This is a genomic window from Pontibacter diazotrophicus (assembly GCF_003367245.1).
Lineage (GTDB): Bacteria > Bacteroidota > Bacteroidia > Cytophagales > Hymenobacteraceae > Pontibacter > Pontibacter diazotrophicus.
The window spans coordinates 1-20,556 of record NZ_QRGR01000052.1 but is presented as its reverse complement, the minus strand read 5'-3'; the positions used below and the strand labels follow the sequence as shown (position 1 = coordinate 20,556).

24 protein-coding genes are annotated in these 20,556 nt (G+C 46.0%); 14 read left to right on the top strand and 10 right to left on the bottom strand.

All coding sequences use genetic code 11. The features are described from left to right. Positions 1-143 precede the first annotated feature (143 nt). The 3 genes from DXT99_RS25915 (at position 144) to DXT99_RS25905 (ending at position 2,304) form a co-directional block, all read left to right on the top strand. Positions 144-578 (top strand): hypothetical protein, encoded by a 435-nt coding sequence (locus DXT99_RS25915; RefSeq protein WP_115568508.1) that lies wholly within the window; start codon positions 144-146, stop codon positions 576-578. A 105-nt stretch (positions 579-683) separates the two neighbouring features. After that, positions 684-1,448: a type I methionyl aminopeptidase gene (gene map, locus DXT99_RS25910; protein WP_115568510.1), complete on the top strand. Its 765-nt coding sequence runs from the start codon at positions 684-686 to the stop codon at positions 1,446-1,448. Positions 1,449-1,716: 268 nt separating this feature from the next. Further along, positions 1,717-2,304, top strand: a complete 588-nt coding sequence (locus DXT99_RS25905) for a DJ-1/PfpI family protein (RefSeq protein WP_115568507.1) — start codon at positions 1,717-1,719, stop codon at positions 2,302-2,304. A 46-nt stretch (positions 2,305-2,350) separates the two neighbouring features. Here DXT99_RS25905 and DXT99_RS25900 read toward each other — a convergent pair whose 3' ends face one another. Continuing rightward, the gene (locus DXT99_RS25900) at positions 2,351-3,943 is read right to left on the bottom strand and encodes an RNA-binding domain-containing protein (RefSeq protein ID WP_115568506.1); all 1,593 of its coding nucleotides are present in this window, start codon (positions 3,941-3,943) and stop codon (positions 2,351-2,353) included. 683 nt (positions 3,944-4,626) lie between these two features. On the opposite strand from DXT99_RS25900, the gene DXT99_RS25895 reads away from it, so the two are divergent. Beyond that, entirely contained in the window at positions 4,627-4,818 is a 192-nt protein-coding gene (locus DXT99_RS25895; RefSeq protein WP_147294321.1) for a hypothetical protein, read from the top strand. 63 nt (positions 4,819-4,881) lie between these two features. Here DXT99_RS25895 and DXT99_RS25890 read toward each other — a convergent pair whose 3' ends face one another. Continuing rightward, on the bottom strand, positions 4,882-6,114 hold the full coding sequence (locus tag DXT99_RS25890) for a hypothetical protein (protein WP_115568504.1): 1,233 nt from the start codon (positions 6,112-6,114) through the stop codon (positions 4,882-4,884). A gap of 181 nt (positions 6,115-6,295) precedes the next feature. On the opposite strand from DXT99_RS25890, the gene DXT99_RS25885 reads away from it, so the two are divergent. Continuing rightward, entirely contained in the window at positions 6,296-6,691 is a 396-nt protein-coding gene (locus DXT99_RS25885) for a helix-turn-helix domain-containing protein (RefSeq protein WP_181885277.1), read from the top strand. Positions 6,692-6,758: 67 nt separating this feature from the next. On the opposite strand, the gene DXT99_RS25880 is transcribed toward DXT99_RS25885, so the two are convergent. The 8 genes from DXT99_RS25880 to DXT99_RS25850 all read right to left on the bottom strand — a co-directional run bounded on the left by DXT99_RS25880 (position 6,759) and on the right by DXT99_RS25850 (position 13,353). Next, positions 6,759-7,145 carry a DUF805 domain-containing protein gene (locus DXT99_RS25880; RefSeq protein WP_115568502.1) on the bottom strand — a complete coding sequence of 129 codons (387 nt, stop codon included), beginning with the start codon at positions 7,143-7,145 and terminating at the stop codon, positions 6,759-6,761. 193 nt (positions 7,146-7,338) lie between these two features. Continuing rightward, positions 7,339-8,442 (bottom strand): HigA family addiction module antitoxin, encoded by a 1,104-nt coding sequence (locus tag DXT99_RS25875; protein WP_181885276.1) that lies wholly within the window; start codon positions 8,440-8,442, stop codon positions 7,339-7,341. Positions 8,443-8,454: 12 nt separating this feature from the next. Continuing rightward, positions 8,455-8,775 (bottom strand): type II toxin-antitoxin system RelE/ParE family toxin, encoded by a 321-nt coding sequence (locus DXT99_RS25870; RefSeq protein WP_115568500.1) that lies wholly within the window; start codon positions 8,773-8,775, stop codon positions 8,455-8,457. 191 nt (positions 8,776-8,966) lie between these two features. Next, positions 8,967-10,607, bottom strand: a complete 1,641-nt coding sequence (locus tag DXT99_RS25865) for a fibronectin type III domain-containing protein (RefSeq protein WP_115568499.1) — start codon at positions 10,605-10,607, stop codon at positions 8,967-8,969. 114 nt (positions 10,608-10,721) lie between these two features. Then, on the bottom strand, positions 10,722-12,173 hold the full coding sequence (locus DXT99_RS25860) for a fibronectin type III domain-containing protein (protein ID WP_181885275.1): 1,452 nt from the start codon (positions 12,171-12,173) through the stop codon (positions 10,722-10,724). 219 nt (positions 12,174-12,392) lie between these two features. After that, positions 12,393-12,605, bottom strand: a complete 213-nt coding sequence (locus tag DXT99_RS25855) for a hypothetical protein (protein ID WP_147294319.1) — start codon at positions 12,603-12,605, stop codon at positions 12,393-12,395. A gap of 171 nt (positions 12,606-12,776) precedes the next feature. Then, positions 12,777-12,932: a hypothetical protein gene (locus DXT99_RS27275; RefSeq protein ID WP_181885274.1), complete on the bottom strand. Its 156-nt coding sequence runs from the start codon at positions 12,930-12,932 to the stop codon at positions 12,777-12,779. 49 nt (positions 12,933-12,981) lie between these two features. Next, on the bottom strand, positions 12,982-13,353 hold the full coding sequence (locus DXT99_RS25850; protein ID WP_147294318.1) for a hypothetical protein: 372 nt from the start codon (positions 13,351-13,353) through the stop codon (positions 12,982-12,984). A gap of 105 nt (positions 13,354-13,458) precedes the next feature. Here DXT99_RS25850 and DXT99_RS25845 point away from each other — a divergent pair, with 105 nt between their 5' ends. From DXT99_RS25845 to DXT99_RS25800, 9 genes are all read left to right on the top strand, one after another. Next, on the top strand, positions 13,459-13,704 hold the full coding sequence (locus DXT99_RS25845) for a hypothetical protein (protein WP_147294317.1): 246 nt from the start codon (positions 13,459-13,461) through the stop codon (positions 13,702-13,704). Between the two features lie 125 nt (positions 13,705-13,829). Then, complete coding sequence (locus DXT99_RS25840) at positions 13,830-14,030, top strand: hypothetical protein (protein WP_147294316.1); 201 nt, start codon at positions 13,830-13,832, stop codon at positions 14,028-14,030. Between the two features lie 9 nt (positions 14,031-14,039). Further along, positions 14,040-14,459 carry a hypothetical protein gene (locus DXT99_RS25835; protein WP_115568493.1) on the top strand — a complete coding sequence of 140 codons (420 nt, stop codon included), beginning with the start codon at positions 14,040-14,042 and terminating at the stop codon, positions 14,457-14,459. Between the two features lie 5 nt (positions 14,460-14,464). Continuing rightward, positions 14,465-14,638: a hypothetical protein gene (locus tag DXT99_RS27270; RefSeq protein ID WP_181885273.1), complete on the top strand. Its 174-nt coding sequence runs from the start codon at positions 14,465-14,467 to the stop codon at positions 14,636-14,638. 19 nt (positions 14,639-14,657) lie between these two features. Continuing rightward, a protein-coding gene (locus DXT99_RS25830) for an IS3 family transposase (protein WP_115568492.1) occupies positions 14,658-15,811 on the top strand; the annotation gives its coding sequence in 2 pieces (ribosomal slippage) (positions 14,658-14,889 and positions 14,889-15,811; 1,155 coding nt in all). Between the two features lie 232 nt (positions 15,812-16,043). Continuing rightward, complete coding sequence (locus tag DXT99_RS25825; RefSeq protein WP_246001055.1) at positions 16,044-17,501, top strand: tyrosine-type recombinase/integrase; 1,458 nt, start codon at positions 16,044-16,046, stop codon at positions 17,499-17,501. A gap of 159 nt (positions 17,502-17,660) precedes the next feature. After that, the gene (locus tag DXT99_RS25820) at positions 17,661-18,206 is read left to right on the top strand and encodes a hypothetical protein (protein ID WP_115568491.1); all 546 of its coding nucleotides are present in this window, start codon (positions 17,661-17,663) and stop codon (positions 18,204-18,206) included. 62 nt (positions 18,207-18,268) lie between these two features. After that, entirely contained in the window at positions 18,269-18,811 is a 543-nt protein-coding gene (locus tag DXT99_RS25815; protein ID WP_115568490.1) for a GNAT family N-acetyltransferase, read from the top strand. Positions 18,812-19,789: 978 nt separating this feature from the next. Next, complete coding sequence (locus DXT99_RS25800; protein ID WP_115568487.1) at positions 19,790-20,344, top strand: toxin-antitoxin system YwqK family antitoxin; 555 nt, start codon at positions 19,790-19,792, stop codon at positions 20,342-20,344. The last annotated feature ends 212 nt before the right edge of the window (positions 20,345-20,556 follow it).

Sequence of the window (20,556 nt, the reverse complement as noted above, 5' to 3'; positions counted from 1 at the left end):
TCAAGAGTTTTGAAATACTATTTATGGATGACGGCAGAACAATAATTGTCAACTCTAATAAATGGTAAAACTCTTCACACAACAAAACCTAAACCACACCTGAAGGCGTGCCTTAGCCAAACACGTTGGCAAAGATGTAAAGCATGAAAAGTAAGATTATCTCACATATACTTGCCTGTATAGTCGGCACGCTTGTGATTTACGGGCTATTGAAACTTGAAAGTTTTATTCACAGAGTTAGGAATGAAAGCTATGATGAAGAATTGAAAGAACTTGCTGAATTCATGATTTCAGACATTGTTCTCCTTATTCTGTTTTTTGCAGCTTTCGCTTCAATACAATTTATTCTGGTAAAGCCTGTTTTCAGTTACCTGACAAAACAGGGCAGTTTAAATAAGCAGAATCTTGTTTATACTTGGCTTGTGTTTAGTCTCTCAACAGGACTTTTTTTCGGAATATTTTTTGGCGATATGCGCTTAGGAATCAAAGATGTAATTGAAAGTATAGGATTAGGAGTTGCAATGTTTTTAGTCTATTACTCAATTAACTTCATTACCTACTTTAAGCTGATAAAATAAGAATCACGTTTGCCAACACAATGCATGCTCAACCTTCGCTACGCTTCAGGCTCCGCATGCAAGCGGCCGTCAGGCAAAAAAAATTATGATAAAGAACAAGGTGATATGTCAATAACAAAAGAATATGAATTAGTAGGAATGCAAAGGGTAAGCGAAGCGGTTGCATATGCCCTAAACGAAATGAGGAATTATGCTCAACCCGGAATGACGACGAAAGAACTGGATGATTATGGAGCAAGACTTCTTTCTGAATTTGGCGCGCAATCAGCACCCCATCTTACTTATGGTTTCCCGGGTTGCACCTGTATAAGTGTTGACAATGAATTTTGCCACGGCATTCCGTCAAATAAGCGGGTTTTAAAAGAGGGTGATTTGATAAACATTGATGTTTCTGCCGAACTTGATGGTTTTTGGGCCGACAATGGAAGTTCGTTTGTTATTGGCAATGACATTAACCATCATCAAAAATTGGTTGACGCATCAAAAGAGATACTGCGAAAGGCCATTAATAATATCAAAGGAGGTGTGAGAATATCAGAAATCGGTAATTTAATAGAAACAGAAGCTAAAAAGAGAGGTGACAGAGTAATCAAAAATCTTGGCGGTCACGGAATTGGCAGAAGTCTGCATGAACAACCTGATGAATTACTTAATTTCAGGAACAGATTTGACCAAAGAAGATTCAAGAAGAATTCAGTAGTCGCTATCGAAACATTTATTTCAACCACATCAACTTATACTAAAGAGTTGAATGATGGATGGACATTGATTGGAAATAAGGGAGGTTATATGGCTCAACACGAACATACAATTGTTGTAACCGATGGTGAGCCACTTATATTGACAGGAAATAATGGCATTTTTGATTAAACGCAAATTGAGGAAACAAGACTGAACCGCTAACATTTTGTAAAACGGCATCTTCGGCCGACGACCTCCGCCGCTGTTTACACGAGTACCGGCAGCAGGAGACTTTACCTTCTATGAGCAGCGGCCCTCTGTGAACCTGTCCCACTGGTTCGGCCTGCAGCGCGGCTTTTGACTTTGATACAGCGATGTACTTGGGGGCTTTGCAGTCAGAGGCGAGAGCCTTATATTAGCATGTAAATTATTATATTTATTATCCTAAATCAGTTTTATGAATTACAGTAGAAAGATTCTTATTATAACCGGTGATGCAGGTGAAAGTTTTGAAATTTTGTATGCATCGCACCGCCTGTTGGAGGCCGGATACCAACCTGTAATTGCAGCACCTGCCGTAAAGCGAATGAACCTGGTGATGCACGATTTTGAACCGGGTTGGGATACCTATATAGAACGTCCCGGTTACCTTATAGAATCTGACCTTGCGTTTGATGATGTAAATCCTGGTGACTACCATTCCCTTCTTATTCCTGGCGGCAGGGCACCCGAATTTTTACGCAATGATCAACGGGTAATAAACATTGTTAAAGCGTTTTATAACAGCGACAAATATATTTTTGCTATTTGCCATGGCGTTCAGATATTGGTAACCGCTGGCCTGGTAGATGGACGAAAAATCGCTTGTTATGAGCATGTAAAATTTGAAGTTGAATCATGCGGTGGGATTTATGTGACCGCGGAACAGGCCGTTCAGGACGGAAAAATTATTACCGGGAAAACATGGCAGTCGCACCCTGAATTTTACAAGCTTGTATTTAATTGTTTGGAAAAAACAAAAGAGGCAGAACACAGGTTGTTATAAATTAACCGTCGTTGATTATAGCTATATATGTGTCTTATAATTAACCTTATGTTAAATAGGGTTGCTGCTTTGACTGATAATCAAGCACTTCCTGTCCCTTCCCTGTTGTTACATATTGCTGCAAAGGGCTGTTGGGCCGGTCTTTGATAGTGCGATCTAACAAGCCCTCTTCCAATAAAGGATCAATGTAGCGTCTCACGTTTTTAGTGTGGTTGGTCATGCCCAAGCCTTGTTCCAATATTTCTGTGCGCTTCATCGGTTTAGTTGCATAAGCCAGCACCTTCAGGTGCTCCACGCTTAACCGTGTGAACAACTCCTTCATCTGGTCACCAGCTTGGTCACTAGCTTGGTCACTAGCTTGGTCACTACTGTCTAAGCTATCGGACAGGAATGCCGGATGGCAGAAAATCTCTACCTCAAAGAAGGTGCGGTCATCGTCTGTTCTAAAAGCAGGCGCAGGGGAACCGATGCTCTCCAGCACCCGCTTGATAGTAGGAATACCGGTGGCTCTGCCTTCCGTCAGGTCCAGCTCCTTGAGGAAGTCACCCAAACGGCGGTTGCGGTAGCGCCGGGGCCTGATGCGGCCGCTATGAAGGTCTTCCTGCCGGATAGAGCGGTCCGGTCCGCCGTAATTCAGCAGCACAATGGACGCGGGCGTCACCCGGATCTCCACCTGTTCCCGAACCAGGTAGTCCCGGTGGTAAAGGGCATTGGCCACGGCCTCCTCCAGGGCCGCGTAGGGGTAATTCCATACGCGCACAACCTCCGCCCTGCCCTGCTGCTTGGTGACCTTCTCCTTCAGGAAGTTAGTTTGCAGGAGGTCCAGTGTCTTCCGGATCATAGCAGGAACGGGACCGGTGATCCGGGGGAATTCTGTAAACTCGGAGTGCCCCTCCCCCTTCGGGAAATACACCACATCCACCCAAGTGGCCGGGAAAAACTTCTCCGGGTGCTCGTTGAAGAGCATGAGAGCTACGTTCCGGGGAAAGCGGTGCTCTACAGGGCCCTCCACCAGCAGCATTTGCTCCAGCACCTGGGCTTTGCTGCGCTGCTCTGTCCACTCGAGCAGCCTGCTCTCCACTTTGCGTAAGTGGTCCTGCACCAGCACCATGGACACGTCCTCCAGGCTCGCCTGCGTGTTGGGGCGGTCATCGAAAGGCACCTGGTTGGCCAGGCTAATCAGCTCCTGCTGCGTCTCCTGATCCGCCTTGACAGAGTTGGCATAACGGCGGACGTAGTAAAAGTACCTTTTCTGGCTGGATGTAATCTGCTCCGGCACCTCATAGGGGCGGTTTGAACCGCCCGGCACCCAGATAACCAGAATCTGCTGCCCGTCCACCTCCTCCAGGAAGACTTTTGGGCTGTACAGGGGCCGAAGGAGGTTATTAAAGCCGATCATCTTTTTCTGTATCTCAGCGACTTCCGTGGCAGAGAGTCCTTTTACCGGTCGTTTAGCTATTCCGTTTTCTTCTACTATACCTATAATAATATAGCCCCCACCCATGTTATCGAAATCATTGGCGAAGGCGCAGATGGACCGGTAGATAGCATCTGGATTCCACCCTTGCTTGAACTCTATTCGGTCTGACTCCACGGAGCGGTGGTGCAGCAGGTCCTCTATGTTAATGTGTAGCGGCATAAGGTAAAAGTAATACGGAGAGCCGGCACTGGCAAAATTGACGGGACATAGATTGCCACTAAAGCCTGCAACAGCTTTTAGGATGTACGAACATTTGAAGAACGCTACTCCCCTGCCTGTCAGGTAAGTCTATCTTCCTCCACGTGGTGCCGCATTACTGATTACTCCTACTTCCTCTTCCCTTTTGTAGCCAATAACGTCTATAAGAACAGTTAAATGATTGTATCGAAGGAGACACTTAGGCGCCAGCAGCGCATGCTGTAGAATATGTGCAGACCTGTCAAACAATCCCACCCCGGCAAGCTTTGCCCCACCGTCCAGCACTCAGCCAAATTATGCTCATCTGTCAGAGAGAGGTGCGCTGGCCACAGTTCAGTCATCTGTTCCATTGCGCTGCTCTCCATTCCACAGCTGTCAGAACAGTGGCTATCCCGCCCGCGCAAAGCAGGCGCCACCCTGTGCCCATCAGCTGGAGCATATTTTCTTCAGTTTCATCATTAAATGAAACGACAGACTCCTGCCATTATTAAATTTTCACCTAGTGGTTAGGAAATAAGGGCTAGAGGGTTAGGTTTGTACTTTCACTGCCCCTAATCCAACAAAAGCTTAAAATGTACAATTCCATATTTGATAAATCGGCTAAGCGGCGCCTAGACGAAGTGTTAAGGCAAGAAGGCTCCTCAATGGCAAAGCTAAAAGAAATGACAGGCATGAGTGAGGAGCAAATCCTCAGGGGGGCTGCTGTTGGCTGCCACAGCGTTACAGAAACCATAAGCAAAGCGCTTGGTAAGGCATTGGTACAGGGCTACCTGTTAGAGCCGGGCCGCTTTTATTATGATAAGAACGGGGAGATAAGACCTGTTTATGTGAGGTAGCCTTGTTACCCTATACAACAGAAGGAAAAGCCACCTGGTAGTAGGTGGCTTTTCCGTTGATGCTTATCTGAATATCTTTTGTATGGTGCGGTACTGCCTCATCTCATGCTTCAAGACAGCTTCAGGATTGTTGAGGTAATCATGCAAGGACTGGAATGTGTAGTTCTTGGTCTTATCAGCTTGGTAGGAGGTAAGGTCCTTGAGAGTGAACCCCGATAGGTCCATCCCTTTCAAGTACCCGACGCTCAGGCTTTGCAGATAGTCCTGCGGTTTGAAGGTAGTCTGCTCCGGTGCAAGGTAGATGCGCCAGTTTACCTTGAGTTCCTCGGAGCCCCACTCCATATAGTAGGAAGTCGGCATGTCTTCCTTGAACCGGATCTGGAAGTCGTTGAACTCCGCCTTCGCGATGGCAAAATCAGATTCGGTCAAATAGCCAAGGTCCGTAGGCACAGATTCCCCGATGTGGTGGTATTTGTGCCAGCAGCCTTCCGCATCATAGTAATCAACGGTCAGCAGGTACTCCTCAATGAGTGTTGAGGGGTACTGCACCTCTTCACCCAATCCGAAGTCGATAAGCAGCCCATGGATATAGTTTCCTTTGCTGAGGTACCCATCCAAACTATACCCTTGCCAGGCCATGCCGGCAGGAACGTTAAGTCTGTGTTCTACGACTGGCTTTGCCTCTGAAAAGTCAATCTCTGTTAATTCGGATGTCACTGGGGCAAATATGTACTTGCCCACCTGCGTCATCAGCAAGTACACCGTGTCAGCTGGCAGGAACCTGTTGTAGCCTATTACTAGGTTTCCCTCGTCGTCCCAACCGTTGGAAGTCTGACCGCCGGGATTCTTTCCTTTAAACAAATGATAGGAGGAGACGACCGGGGGAGGAACGTTGGTAAACTTTATTTCGCAAGCCTCTGATGCGCCTCCAGTATAAAAACCAAAGTAATCTGTGACATGCCAGTTGTGGGGGTTTACCTGGACATAAGTCCGCATGGAGTACTTCTTAGAGGTAGGGTCCAGATAGATGGTGGTGACGTCAAACTTGGTTTCCTCGGACTCCACCACAAGCTCATGGCGCACTCTTGGGGCAATCAGCGTGTCAAGCAGCACCTTGCCGTCCTTCTGAGACACAATGAGCTCAAATTCTTCGGCTTCGTATGGCACGAGGTCATACCTGAAGTTGAATGTCACAGCTGGCAACTTAAGTTCGGGCTGAGGGGCAGGGCCTTCAGCCTCCTTACAGGATGTCAGGGCAAGGGTAAGCAGAAGAGTCAGCAGGTAAAGTTTTCTCATGGGGGTAAGTTTGTTTTCGGTTTTAGTAGAGGGTATAATCATAAGGAAATTTCTATATATAACAAAACTAATAATAGCCCTCCAAGCAGAAATATAATAGCCACTTGGTGGTGGGGGTTCTTTCAAACCCTTTCCGAAAGTGAAGGCGTACTTTATGCTATGTAAGCTAAAAAATCTATATATGGATGATATAAATACTTTTGGCGGCAGGTTCAAGGCGTTCCGTAAAAGCAGGAAGCTCACAGGAGAGGACGTGGGGGGAAAAATGCGGGTTCTGAAAACGCAGATATCAATGATTGAGCACAACAAGGCGATGCCCCCTATGGAAAAGATGATAGAATTTGCGATGCTCTTCCCTGACCTGGACCTGAACTGGCTGCTAAGAGGCAGTGGGGACATGCTAGTTATAGAGGAGCAGGATAAAGTAGATTGCTGGCCGCTACTAGAGGAGGAGCAGGAAAAGCTTAAGGTAGAGAAGGAGAAACTAGAGCATGTGAGAGAAAAGCTGCGGGCAGAGCGAGAGAAAACTGAGAAGCTGGAAGAGCTTTTGATTAGGCACGGGGTAAAGACCAGGTAAAAAGGAGAATTATTGAATAGTAAAAAAGCCACCTGGTAGTAGGTGGCTTTAGAGAAGTAGTGTCTACTTAGTACGTTAAAGGAGCCTGAGCAGAAGCGGTGGTCCCAAACAAGTCAGCCTGGCTCATGCGGCCCTTAGGGTCGTTTCCGTAAATGTTGCGTCCATGGTCTCCATCACCGAACAGCATCCACAGCCCGTAAAAGGGGATAAGTTGAAAGAAGCCTGAGTTTCCGCGGTCATGGCATCTTTTGGCGCCAGAAGCAAGACTTACCCAGCTTATGAAGAGCATGGCAACAAAAAGAAAGACAATTGCACCGGCCGCCGCAGATTCACCGGCAAAAAGTGAAACACCAAATACAAAGAAGATGATGCCTCCGACGAATGAGAGAATGATTTGAGTAACGGCGTACTCAGTCCTGCGGATTCTTCCGCTGAAAGAGAAAATGTTTGACATAAGTGTTTGTCTTGAATAGTTGGAAATGTTCAAGCACAAGTTAAATATTATATAGTAATAACAAGATATATAAACATGTATTTTAGAAGAGAAGTGTTTGAGAACAGGCAAAGACAATAGCCACCTGGTAGTAGGTGGCTATAGATAGAAAAGGGAGCCTAATAAAAAAGCGGCTGGTGTGGCCGCTTTAGGTTTAATGTATCTTGTGGTCGATGGTGGTCTTTGTCCTGTAAAGGTCAAACTGGTGACACAGCCTTCCCCTCACTATCGCAGGGTGGATATTGACCTGTTGAGCGAATCCTCTGATTGCCTCATCAGGGAAGCGTGTCTGGGAGTTCACAAAAGCATCCCAAATCCCCCTGTCTATAAGGTTGTCCTGCGCGAAAGCATCCGCATCCCGCTCCCTGCCAGATCCCCTGTATTCTTCATCATTTGACTCCCAGGAGATGATCTCCTCCTCATCATAATCCCTTAAGTGAAGGTACACATGCCCCAGCTCATGAAGGAGGGTAAAGGCGAAGTTGTCTATTTTGTTGTAGCGCAGCGTCATGCCGATGGCAGGGTTATCCACGCTCCAGAAAGTAAAACCATCCACAGGTGTAAACTCGGGCTTTTCCTGATAGACAAGCTTGATGCCGGCCTCAGCCAAAACCTTGCGGGCTTCTTCCTTGCAGTTGGTGTTGTTGGAGAAAACCTCCTTCAATTTCTGTAGCAGGGCCTCTTTGTTGTTGCGGTCAAAGGAGCCTACAGTTTGGCCCTTAGCTTTGTGCTCTACCAGTTTTACCCACGCAGCGACATTGGCCTGGTCTACTTTGAGCTTTGTGGACTGCCTGAACATATAGCTGCTCTTTGACTTTACAGAGGCAATGCCGCTGGAAGACTTAACGCCGTACAGCATTTTTACCCATGGCAGATCTATCACGGGGTCGCCTGACAGCTGTGCGTGCTTCTTCAGGAAGCGAACAGGTACGTTGGGTACCACGTGCTGCTGCCATTCCTCTACGCTGTTAAGCCTTTCCTGCACCTTAGGGTCCAGTTTTATCAGGTCTGCCTCGTAGTTCTTCTGTAGGTTGAGCCAAATCTCCGGCTCCATGCCCAGGGCCTTGCCGATGTACAGGGCAGTTTCTGTATTTATTCCTCTTTTCCCTTTGATGATTTCGTTTAATTGTGACCGCTTCATGCCGATCATAGAGGCAAAATCCTGCTGGGATGTCTCTCTTGCCTCAAGTTCGTCTAACAAATGCTCCCCTGGGTGTATGGCCAGCGCTGGAGTAAGTTCGTTTATATTCATCTTCATGCTCATGGAATTCTATTCGTAATGCTTGCTCAACTCTTCAAGGGCTAGGAGCCTTATCTCATGAGGCGGGTTTTCATCCGCTATTTCAGAGAAGATAATGCGGTACTGCTTGTTGACATATACCGTGCTGTGCCCGATTCTGTCTCCCTTGAGTTTATGATAGTTTAAGCTGGTGAACTGCTGCAGGTGCTCTATCCGTGTTACCGCCCTCAGCTTGTCTACAGTCTTTTTGAACTGCTTGATGAGCTGAGGATTCGACATGAATTCTTTGTTCTTTACTTTCTTCCCTTCATAAAGAGTTTCAAGCTCTTCATTACTAAATATTATCTCCATCTATAACGCAAATGTAACAATAATTGTTCACAACTGTGTGAACAACTTGTTAAAACGTGGATAAGTTATATTCTCATTTTAAGCAATAAGCCCTCCCCGGCAAGCTTTGCTCCACCGTCCAGCACTCCGCCAAATTATGCTAATTTATCAGAGAGCAGACTGTAAGCTTAATTTATCATTTTGGAGAGTGACTAATTGCTTAACTTTAGTTCGTAGATATCATTGGACCGGTACAACGATGAGTTTAAGCCAAGGCCCATATAAATACTGTTGTCAATAACATAGCAGAAACCGGATTGACAGGGGAGTTGCGTATCTAAAGCATGCAGTTGTGTCCATGAATCAGATTCTGGAGCATATTCATACAAATCAGTAATTCCTGCTCCATAATAACCAACACTGCTTTTTCCCCCGAAAACAAACAGGTGTCCCCTGTATTCAAACAGATTGGGTTCCAAAGAGCCTTTTTCATCATCATTGAATACTAAGGGAGCCTTTTTCACCAGAGTCTTTGATACCAAATTTAATTCGGAAAGCTCGTGCTTGAATTCAACTGTGGCTGAGTAGTGTTCCTTTTCTTCCGCAGCCACAATATATATTCTACCATCAATGACGATTCCTTTATAGCCCCAGGCAGTTCCATGCAGTTCCATCACTACCTCCCAACTTTTGTCAGCTGGGTTGAAAACCTGAAGTAACTGTTTTTCCTGACTAACTCCATCTACATACCTTACCCGCTGCCCAAAGCAGTACAGCTTATTTTGATAGACAAAGGACCCATAGGGGTTGAGCGATTCACTGCTATTGGAGGACGTATATAGAGGGTAGAACTCCCACGAGTCGTCTTTTGGGTCATAGGCATATATGCGTTCTTGGCAGCCGATGTATGTTTGGCTTTCATAAAACCCCCTTTTGGAAAGAGCAGTGAAATAGATTTTGCCGTTAATCTCAAGCCCTTCCATGTTTCTTTGCAGGGTTACCTCATCGGGTACCGGTTTCTCTTCCCACTGGTTTGTTTTCGGATTCCATATATCATGTCGGTATCTACCATTGAGATAGATTATGTGCACTCTGTCATTATATTCAAAGAACGCATGGTCACCGTGTGCATGCTCATATTTAGCTACTTTAACCGCTTCGTATATATCTCCCTGCTCTACCACTAATACATCCTCAAAAATCTTTCTATTTTTATAATGCACAGAGAAGGTACCTGCTCCGATAGACACATCTGCAGGGATTTGAATGGTGAAGTCGTATTGGTTAGCTGACGCCTCAATTTTCATGACTCGCAGGAGCGTAAGCTCAGTGCCTTTGTAGTTTATCGTGTAGTGGCTTAGATCCGTGTCTGCGTATTCAGCGGTTAGATGAAGGCTTTCATAGGAAGGACCCTTGAGCTTTATTTTTCGTGAAAAGCCCTCCCGCCATGTTAAGTTAAAACCATCGGTTTTGAAGGATGTTGCTTTGGTGAAAGATACATTTCCGTCTCTATCCACGACTTTAACTATATACCAGTAGGAAGTGTATGGCTCTAACCCGGTCACGGTAACAGAATATAAATCGTGTTGGGCGTTGTATTCCGCTGCATTTAAATTCTCGGAGATATGGACAGGATTTAGGGCCGTGGAATCCTTCAAAACATAAACACCGGTTTCAGAAACTTCGACAGCGGAGACTTTATACTGGAATGTGACGCTGTTAGGGGTGACGTCTTTGACAATACTCTTGTTCAGCGGTATTTCGTACTTCGGCTGGTCAGGCTCCGGATCTTCCCTCTCACAGGAAGTTAGCAAAGGGAGAAACGCGAGAAGGATGTAGATGGCGTTACGCATGAGGTTAAGTAGGAAAATGTATTTTATCTTTTTACAGCTGTCCTTTAGTTGAATCAGAATCGTTGACGCAGAATTTCATTAGCGACGCTTTTTCAAAATAGAGCAAATAATGTATCAATCGTCATAATTCCCCTCTGGGTCAAGCTTTAGCACCCATACAGGTTTTTTGCTGTCAAACGAAGAGTATCCGGCCACCATGTAACCTTTGTCCGGTGTCTGCACCAGGTCACTGCCAAAGCTACCACCCATCCCACGGCCGTACCAATGCTCCCATGTTTTACTGCCATTTGAATCCAGTTTGTAGATTACAAGAAAGGTGTCATTCGAATTTGTTTTTGTGTAACCGGTAAGTGCATATCCTCCGTCATGGGTCACTTCAATAGCTGTCGCCTGAAAGGAGAAACCGTTGTTAAAAGATCTGTTCCAAAGCTCATTGCCAGCAGCATCAATTTTGATGGCGCGCATCTCACTGAAATCATATGCGCCCCAGCTGCTTCCTGCCATAACGTATCCTCCGTCTGATGTGGCTTTCAACTGTGCGGCGAAGTCAAATCGCCTGTCCCCGTACGTCCGCTGCCACCGGATCTCTCCCTTAGCGTCAGTGTTCATCACGCAGAAATCCATGTTGTCAGAAGTTCCTGTTTCACATAACAGCATGAACCCTCCAGAAGGAGACTGCACAACGTCCACTACAGTATTATAGCCTGAGGTTCCGTACCTTCTTTCCCAGAGCGGAGTTCCACCAGCATCCAGTTTCACTAAGATGGCTTGAGATTTTATGTCTTTGCTCGCAGACTTGTCCGGGCCAATCACACCAACAGCATACAAGCTGTTGTCATTGGTTTCTGTTACTGCATTGATCACACATTTAATCTCTAATGTTTTCTCCCATAGTACATCACCTTGAGCGTTAAGCTTCAACACAATATTTTTTGCGGCCAATATCAGTCCCCTGTCCTCTGTCTCCGTTACTGCGACTTTCCCCCCCGCTATGTCATGCTCAGGAGCAATGTTCCATTGCTGGATACCCAAAGAATCAATCTTTGTTGCAAACATAATCCATCGGTCCATACTGCGGCTATAGGTGGTTCCAGTAATCACATAGCCCTGGTCAAAGGTCTTAATAATAAAGCTGCTGCGAACAGATTCCTTACTTGCAGGTACAGGGTAATATTTGCTGAAGGTAGTGTAAGGGCTTTTTGTTGTGAAGGTGAAATCAGAACGCGTGGAATCTTTCTGCGTGTCGTAGGCCAGCACATATCCGGCGTATTCGGTTTTAGGTGTAAGTCCCTGGACCATATATGTGGTTGAGTCGAGATCTGTAGTTATCTTTCGGCCTTCCAGAAAAACGGAGTAAGCTACTTTATCTTTATCGGGGTCGATGGCCTTTACCCACTCAAGAAGGGCTGTGTTCTTTGTTCTGTTTACTACCTCTACCTGGAATGTTGAAGGTGGGGTATTAATGCGCGCCGGGGTTATAACCGGCACAGGCGTGTCTGATTTTTCATCACAACTGGTAAATAGGGTAATTAAGATTATAAGACTAATTGGCCAATTACGTTTCATCTTCAACTACTTTATGTATGGGATGTGATCTGAGGGGACTGTATTATTTAGCAAAATATATAACTTTGCTATACTAGATAGGGTTACGATGAGTATCACATTTATTAAATATTCGCTTCCGTCTTTAGCAGAGCTTTCCTGCATTAGGCTTTGGTAAACTTATAATCTGGGAAGGCGGCCATCAAGGAGTTGGTGCACAAGTCTACCAGTTCTATTCTACTAAGTAAATTTGATTTCAGCCCCGACGTAATTGCGGTTGATGAAATCCACCAGGTCTTCCCAGTACACACGGTATTCCTTCGGGGCAACCTTGAAGGCTTTTAGATAGAGACGGTGCGAGGGATCGCGCTTGATATTAGCAAGTATCGTTTGGTTGGTGATCTGTAGCTCTTCTCCGATTTGGCGCAGCGTAAGGCCCAGCCTCTGCGGCACCTTTATGGTTCGTTTTTCCTGTGTCAGCATTATAGCTTCAGTGTTTTTTACAAAAGGGGAAAGAAAGAACTTAGATTAGTTACAGGACTGAAAGTAATCTACTGACATCCATAGTTTACTTTGGCTCATGAGGTTAATTAACATCATGACGATAATGAAGAATGTCAACCCTTAAGGATTGATATCCATTATTACATACTGGGCGACAGCCACCCATGCAATCTTTTCCGCCTCAGAGAGCTCTTCCCAATCTGGCATTACCTGCGACCCCTCTAAGCTGTCGCTATACCTGGAATACATCTGCTTTGCTAAATTTTCTTTATTCATATCATGAAGTTAATTAACATCATTATCAGCATTAAACTGATGAGGAGCATTACTTGGCAGATTCTTCTCTCATAGCTTTGTACTCCTCAAACTCCTCCTCTCCCATCAGGCCGCGCACGTACTCCTCCTGCCCCACATCATTCTTTTCCTGAACGTACCTGGTGAAGGAGAGCACTGTCCGGCACCATTCAAATCCCTTGGCGGCCATGTCCCTGGAGACGTTCTGCGGTAGGCCTTCCAACCACTCCTCGAAATCCTGGTGCGTAGGCTCGTGCGCTGCCGCTTCCTGGTGATAGCGGTAGACAGCGTTGCCATAGCTGAAGAAAAGCTCCTGGAAGCGCCGCTCTGTCTCAGGAGACTGCGCCAGCATGTCCTCCTGTGACTTATTGCATTTTGGGAGTGGGTGTTTGACTTTAATCATGCCTTAAAATTATAATTTAAATTTACAAAAGGGGAAAGAAAGCGATAAGTCAAATATAGCAATTGCTGACACATATCTTGTGTACACCTAACATATTATATAGCTTTGCGTAAACCGCATCAAATGGCAGACAAAGCACACCCTCGATTCGTAACACCGTACAAATACGCGCAACTCTGCGGCGTGTCGGATTCCGCTATTTATGGACGTATTGAAAGAGGAGCTTTGGAGGTTGTGGAGGAGCAGACATTGAACGGCGCAACCAAACGGTATATTGATACTGACAAGTTTCCGCCTTCGCGTCTAAACGATTACCCCATCGAGTACAAAGGAAAAAAGAAAAAGAAGTAAAATTTTTTTGTTTAAATGTTGGGTATGCCTAACATTCTATATGCTTTTATCGTATAATAAAGAAAGGCAATTCAAGCAGCCTTTTTTATTTATGGAAAATGTTGGGTATACCTAATATTAAGAGCATGAAAGCAACATTCCAAACCAAAGAAGGGCAGCTCATCTGCAAGGCCAGCAGCCTCGACTACACCACCAGGCAGCGCGCGGTGAAGGTAGCCATCAGCAAGGGAGCCCGGACGCTGCAGTCTACGGACGAGCGCGGGCGTGTGCAGGACCTGACGCACATCCTTCAGGGCAGGGTTTTAACTATCCGTCACAGCCTCTAAGCAATTTCTATGGGAACTACCTCCACACAGCACGGAAACAGTCAACAGGGAGCAAAGTACACCGTTGGCTTCAAGACCTACAAGACAGCCGGGCGCGTGAAGATGCGCGAGGTGAAGATATACCGCAACGGTGCCTGGATCTACTGCGATGCCTTTACAGAGGCAGAGCGGGAGACACATGAGGCCTGGGCAAGGGAGTTCCTGGAGGCGATGAAACTCAATGATACCCGGCAGTACCAGAAGCCTGAAGCCGTGCCGGTGCAGGCGGTACAGCAGCTGATTTGGGAGAACATCCTGAAGCTGCGGGAGGCAGGACTGATGACAAACAGGGAAGCCGCTGACATCTGCCTGGTGCGCTTCACCTGGACAGAAGAGCAGGCCAAAGCCAGGCTGGCAGAACTAAAAGAAAGATACCCCAACAGGAAATAGAAACCATGGAACAGTCCACACCACCCCCGGAAATAAAGAAGCCCTTTTACAGGCTGGCAGCTAATAGTCGTGCTCCTAAGAGCAACTTTGACATAGCCCCCCTGCTCCAGGTGCTCACGCAGGAAGACACTGAACTTGCTACCTTTGACTGGAGGCTTTTGATAGGCAGATTTAAATAAAGGTTTAAATTTGACTACTATGAACAGACGTGAATTTGACGCCTCCTTCAAGCGGATGGCCATTGACCTCTCCTACGCCAGAGGTTCGGTAAAAGAGGTAGCTGAGGAACTGGGAATAGATCCCGGCCGGTTGAGCAAGTGGCGACAGAAGGACAGCCCACTAGCCCGGCCCACCGAAGGGATGACAGACGAGCAAAGGGAGATAAAGCGGCTGCAGAAGGAGCTGAAGGAGGCGCAGTTGGAGCGCGATATCTTAAAAAAGGCGGTGAGCATCTTCTCCAGGGGAGACGGGCGGTATACGGATTCGTGAAAGAGCACCGAACCCAGTTTCCCGTTGAGAGGATGTGCCAGGTGCTCAAGGTCAGTACAAGTGGCTATTACTATTGGCTTCAACATCCTGTAAGTCTGCGGGAGCGGAAGGAGCAGGAGCTCGTGGAGCAGATTAAACAGGTCCATGAGCAGAGCAAGTGCCGCTATGGCAGCCCCAGGATTGCCATGGAACTCAAAGAACGGGGTATTAACGTGTCCCGTCCTCGTGTAGCCAGAGTGATGCAGAAACATCATATTCAGAGCATTGTACGGAAGAAGTACCGGGTGCAGACCACTGACTCCAGCCATGCATACACAGTGGCTGAGAACTACCTGAACAGGGACTTCCATGCGGCGGGACCGGCAGAGAAATGGGTGTCCGAATTAACCTACATCAGAACCGGGGAAGGCTGGCTCTACCTGACGGTGGTGCTGGACCTTGCGGACAGGAAAGTGGTGGGCTGGGCGCTGAGTGAGACCATGGATGCGGAGGCGACCACCGTGGCGGCCTGGCGGATGGCCATCAGAAACAGGCCCCTGTTCCACTCCCTTTTGTTCCACTCTGACCGGGGCGTGCAGTACGCCTGTGGTGCCTTCAGAGAGCAGCTGGAGGGAATGCCAGTGCTGCAAAGTATGAGCCGCAAGGGCAACTGCTGGGACAACGCGGTGGCAGAGAGCTTCTTTAAGACGATGAAAACGGAAATGGTGTACCACCACAAGTTTGCCACAATAGCAGAGGCGAAGCTGGCCGTGTTTGAGTACATCGAGGGTTTCTACAACCGGAAAAGGAGGCATTCAGCGCTTGGATACCTGACGCCTTGCCAATATGAAAGCTTGTTGTACAACCAGGCAGTGGCTGCCTGAAAAAATCTCCAGTAAAACATTGCAATTCCACCAGCTACATCCTGGACCTGAAGGCAGAGGAAAGCAGGGAAGCGCTGCCTGCCGCAGCCATGGCCGCTTAGGTGGAGGGCGGGCTGCCCTTTGCTCCCTTCCTTTATGCGTGTTATTACTCGAGTATATCCGGATATACTCGAGTAATAACACGGGTACGGCTTTGAAAGGTCGTACTTTAGGGCTTACGCAACATAAGCCTATGTATCAGCACCATGCGTCAGCCCCAGTCCTGTACCTCAATGCCCTGGAGCACGAGGGAAAGCGTTACATTCGTATCTGGCACAAGGCCAATCCCTTTATCGGCAAAAGGCTGAGGGAGGCGGCTTGGGTCAAATACAGCAAAACTTATAAGTGTTTTGTCATGCACCGCTCTGAGCACTGCATTGAGCTGCTGCACCTCCACTTCGAAGGGCTGGCCAGGGTGGACTCCCGCTACCTTGACCGCCCCAAAAGGCTTAGGCCTGACCGGCAAACGCCTCTTTTAGCCGGCAAAGCCCAGGGCGAGCCCTTGCAGCGAATGCATGAGCTGCCTGTGGTGCGGCTGCAGCCCCTGCTGGGGGAAGGAGGGGCCACGGTAATCGGTATCACCTTTAAGTACAGCCAGGAACTTTACAGCAGGCTGCTACTGAGCAAGGTGGCGCGTTGGCAGAAGGAGTTGAAGTGCTTTGCGATGCATCCGGGCGGGCACAGCATTAAGGTGCTGTCTGATGAGCTGCAGGGGGCAGGCTGGCTGTGGCTCAACCAGGAACTGCAGGTGAGGGATGTGGCCCTGATGCGGCAGCTTTGGGAGCAAACTTATGAAAAGGGTGCTGCATACATCACCTGTCCGCTACCATACCTGGAAAAGCTCTTTTTGCTCAACTATAGCATGAATACCCTCCGCACCTACCACAGTTTGCTGTTGCGCTTCCTTAACGCGCACAAAGCAAGGGGTATGGAGGCTGTGCAAGCCTATACCGGGGAGGAAATCAATCAATACCACAGGAGAATGGTGCAGGCGGGCACCTACTCCTGCTCTTTCGTAAACCAGAGCATCAACGCCGTTAAGTTTTACTACCAGCGGGTGCTGGGGCGCCACGAGGTGCAGCTGGGCAACGTGGAGCGGCCCGAGAAACCCGACCGGCTGCCTTTAGTGCTAAGCAGACAGGACGTGGCAAAGATTCTGTCGGCCACTGACAACCTCAAACACCGCTGCATGCTGCAGCTGCTTTATGCCGCAGGGCTGAGGATAGGGGAGGTGATCAATCTGAAGCTCACGGACGTGCAGTCAGACAGGAACCTGCTCCTGATACGTGGGGGCAAGGGTAAGAAAGACCGCACCACACTGCTCTCGCAGAAGCTTCTGCTCAGCCTCAGGGCGTATTACAAAGCCTACAAGCCTAAAGTGTGGCTGTTTGAGGGACAGTACGGAGGGCAGTATACCGCAGACAGCCTACGAAGCGTTTTCCAGGCCTGCCGACAAAAGGGCGGGGTAAAAACGAAAGCCACACCGCATACGCTGCGCCACTCTTTTGCCACGCATCTGCTGGAGCAGGGCACAGATTTGCGCTACATACAGGCACTATTGGGCCACAGGAACAGTAAAACAACGGAGATCTACACCCATGTTACCAGATATGCCTTAGACAAAATTGTGAGTCCGCTTGACAATCTTTAAAAATGCACTATATTAGCTCTGCAAGATATGTGATGAGGGGAAACCCTTTACTCCTGAAAAAAAGCATCAGGAAAATGAAGTATACCAACACCACACATAGTGCAGCTAGCAGGAATAGACATCCTGCTACACAATAGTTAGCGTTCATAATTAAGTAAAATGAGAATCCCACGAACACTTAAAAGAATCCAGAATTACTTCGGAGCAATCTTCTTTGCATCTATTTGCTTTTTTACTTCTTTTCTTGCCTTCCAAAACTCAGCAGTTGACTTGTCCGAAGCTGATTACTTTTCTGGTAGAATCATAGATAAAGGGATTACTGCAAGCAAATCATCTATCTCTGGAGCAGGAAGTGTTACGTCTAATGTTTTCTACATCAAAATAGAAGGTCTCAACCAAACTATTGCAACCTACAATCCGAGCCAAAACTATGGTTTCTTAGACGAGTACCTAAGCATAGGTGACAATGTCGGTGTATACTTTATTCGTTCTGCTGATTCTCAAAAACCAAATCTAAATACGCTTCAAATTGAAAAGGATGGAAAGCAGCTGTTAGCACAGGATGAATATCAAGGTAAGGAGAAGACAGCAGGATATTTGGGGATGGCTGGCGGAGTACTAATGTTGGGATTAGGCGTTTGGATGGACAAAAAGAAGTACAGGAAGAAAAGAAGAACCACGTCCGCTAACAAAGTACAAGCTTAAGCCTCGGCTGCGCCTTGCCTTAGCCTGTACCAACCGTTGTGCTCTATTAAAAAACACTCGAAATGAATGGTTTTCCAAAAATTGAAACTGAAAGGTTGTTTCTAACCGAGTTGAAATCAGATGATATTTATGAAATTGTCAAACATGCATCGAATAAAAACATATCTGATTTTACTCAAAATATCCCATTCCCCTATTCTGAAAAAGATGCCATTCACTGGATAAGTGTTGCGAATAAAGGGTTTGAGAACGGGAGTCAATATACGTTCGCGATACGGACAAAAGAAAACAATGAATTTATTGGTGGAATAGGTCTAAAAGTTGAACGAAGAGATAATAGAGCGGAAATTGGATATTGGATTGCGGAACCATATTGGGGAAAAGGTTTGGCTACAGAAGCAACTAAATCAATAATTAAATACGGATTTGAAAAGCTTAAACTGAATAAATTAACTTCTTCTCATTTAGCTAAAAACCCTGCGTCTGGGAGAGTTATGGAAAATTGTGGAATGACCAAAGAAGGAGAGTTAAAAGAGCAGGTCTTTAAACAATCAGAATATCACGACTTGATATTGTACGGGTTGACTAATAAACACGAAAAATAACAAAGCACAACAAAGTTTAGCAGTACGGCTTGCTGACGCTGCGCCATTCTGCTACACAAGTAACGTTATATGCAACTAAAATTATGAATTTGTGAATAAAGTTTTCCAAGCATTAGCGGCTAACATTATGGTTACAGTCATAGCTGTAATTGTTGGGTTCCTGATTATTGGAGACTTTCCCAAGCCAGAAGATTTGACTTCACATATTTTATCAATAATCTTTTTTGTGTTGCCTACTTATTACTGGCTGTCTGTCTACAAGAATGAATTAAGAAATAAACAGACCCTATTATTTAGTGTCCTCGCAATCGTTTCTTTTTGGGTAAGCCTCTTTGTGGGAGTAGTCTTTGTAGAATTTGTAAAAGTGGTAGTTTACAAACAGAACTTTACCCTTTTTGACGTGATAGAAGGATTTGTGATTTACAGGTTATGGGTATACATGATTCTAATGCTCATTAACTTAATAATAGCTACATACTTCTTGAATCATTATTTAAAAAAAGCTAAAAATAGCAGCATATAACAAGACCTAAAACACACCTAATGGCGTGCTTTAGCCAAGCCGTTGGTAGTAAATGGTAATTATAGAAATAAGAACTATTGTTAGGCATCAATAAAACTCAATAATAAGACTTTGAAGCTCTAAGCAAATTAATAAAAGAATGGATTGGTACAGCTTCTTATGGGGAATTGTGTTTGTATTGGCAGGTATAATAATGATACTGATGAGGTATGAAGGGAGTAGCAAAGATGATAGCTGGCTTGACATTGGAAATGCCCGACTAATATCTGGTGGGATTTTTGGAATCGTAATGGGCTTATATTTTATCATTACTTCACTATAAGAAAAGAGAGAACATCTTCTACCAACACGGCACATAAGCCAAGCTTCGGCTATGCCTCGCTCGTTTTATGTACTAAACGTTAGCAGGAATTTTAAGAACAAATGAACAAGATTATCAACACTTAAGATATATTTTGAAAAACCTAAATAGGGATAACTTCAACGGAGGTAAACTTTACTACTTGTTTCTCTTAGTATTATTTATAGCATGCAGTTCAAAAAAAACAGAAACTATAAAGTATGAGAATGGGCAGGTCAGAGTTGTTTCAGAAGTAGCTAATGGCAAGCGTGATGGAAAGTTTATGGAGTACTATGAGGATGGGAAGGTGAAGAATGTAAGCTTTTATAAAGATGGTCTCCTACATGGAGTGTCTAAAGTGTTTTATGAGGATGGAACGCTCGAGTACAAGGGTACTGCATTTGAAGGGAAACCCCACGGCGAGTCAATTAGCTATTATAGAAATGGGAACCCTGAATTCAAGGCCAACTATGTACATGGTTTGTTAGATGGTCCATTTACTAAGTTCTTTAAGAACGGCATTAAAAAGGGAGAAGGTACTATGAGGAAAAGGAAGCCCTTTGGCAGCATCGTCACCTATGACAGTTTAGGCCACAAATTGAACGAATGCTTTTATGATAGTGCAGGCGTTAAACTTAAGTGCTTGCCTTCCACTAATGAAGTAGAATAAATAACTACTGTATTATAAAATAACTATCTGCTAACCCTGCACAGGCTCCATTCTCGGCTGCGCCTCGTTCGCAGCCTGTACTAAACGTTGTGTGTAATGTAGAAGAACAAACTGAATGGATTCATTTTACTTAGTAGCTATCCTTATCGTGACTTTTATCTTTGTCGGAATTCCACTCATCTTGATCTGGGTAGCATATAAATTTCTTAGAA

Excerpts from the sequence above, each read along its gene's own strand:
- DXT99_RS25915 (WP_115568508.1), top strand. The coding sequence starts at position 144 with ATGAAAAGTAAGATTATCTCACATATACTTGCCTGTATAGTCGGCACG.
- map (WP_115568510.1), top strand. The coding sequence starts at position 684 with ATGTCAATAACAAAAGAATATGAATTAGTAGGAATGCAAAGGGTAAGC.
- DXT99_RS25905 (WP_115568507.1), top strand. The coding sequence starts at position 1,717 with ATGAATTACAGTAGAAAGATTCTTATTATAACCGGTGATGCAGGTGAA.
- DXT99_RS25900 (WP_115568506.1), bottom strand. The coding sequence starts at position 3,943 with ATGCCGCTACACATTAACATAGAGGACCTGCTGCACCACCGCTCCGTG.
- DXT99_RS25895 (WP_147294321.1), top strand. The coding sequence starts at position 4,627 with ATGGCAAAGCTAAAAGAAATGACAGGCATGAGTGAGGAGCAAATCCTC.
- DXT99_RS25890 (WP_115568504.1), bottom strand. The coding sequence starts at position 6,114 with ATGAGAAAACTTTACCTGCTGACTCTTCTGCTTACCCTTGCCCTGACA.
- DXT99_RS25885 (WP_181885277.1), top strand. The coding sequence starts at position 6,296 with ATGGATGATATAAATACTTTTGGCGGCAGGTTCAAGGCGTTCCGTAAA.
- DXT99_RS25880 (WP_115568502.1), bottom strand. The coding sequence starts at position 7,145 with ATGTCAAACATTTTCTCTTTCAGCGGAAGAATCCGCAGGACTGAGTAC.
- DXT99_RS25875 (WP_181885276.1), bottom strand. The coding sequence starts at position 8,442 with ATGAAGATGAATATAAACGAACTTACTCCAGCGCTGGCCATACACCCA.
- DXT99_RS25870 (WP_115568500.1), bottom strand. The coding sequence starts at position 8,775 with ATGGAGATAATATTTAGTAATGAAGAGCTTGAAACTCTTTATGAAGGG.
- DXT99_RS25865 (WP_115568499.1), bottom strand. The coding sequence starts at position 10,607 with ATGCGTAACGCCATCTACATCCTTCTCGCGTTTCTCCCTTTGCTAACT.
- DXT99_RS25860 (WP_181885275.1), bottom strand. The coding sequence starts at position 12,173 with ATGAAACGTAATTGGCCAATTAGTCTTATAATCTTAATTACCCTATTT.
- DXT99_RS27275 (WP_181885274.1), bottom strand. The coding sequence starts at position 12,932 with ATGAATAAAGAAAATTTAGCAAAGCAGATGTATTCCAGGTATAGCGAC.
- DXT99_RS25850 (WP_147294318.1), bottom strand. The coding sequence starts at position 13,353 with ATGATTAAAGTCAAACACCCACTCCCAAAATGCAATAAGTCACAGGAG.
- DXT99_RS25840 (WP_147294316.1), top strand. The coding sequence starts at position 13,830 with ATGAAAGCAACATTCCAAACCAAAGAAGGGCAGCTCATCTGCAAGGCC.
- DXT99_RS25835 (WP_115568493.1), top strand. The coding sequence starts at position 14,040 with ATGGGAACTACCTCCACACAGCACGGAAACAGTCAACAGGGAGCAAAG.
- DXT99_RS27270 (WP_181885273.1), top strand. The coding sequence starts at position 14,465 with ATGGAACAGTCCACACCACCCCCGGAAATAAAGAAGCCCTTTTACAGG.
- DXT99_RS25825 (WP_246001055.1), top strand. The coding sequence starts at position 16,044 with ATGTATCAGCACCATGCGTCAGCCCCAGTCCTGTACCTCAATGCCCTG.
- DXT99_RS25820 (WP_115568491.1), top strand. The coding sequence starts at position 17,661 with ATGAGAATCCCACGAACACTTAAAAGAATCCAGAATTACTTCGGAGCA.
- DXT99_RS25815 (WP_115568490.1), top strand. The coding sequence starts at position 18,269 with ATGAATGGTTTTCCAAAAATTGAAACTGAAAGGTTGTTTCTAACCGAG.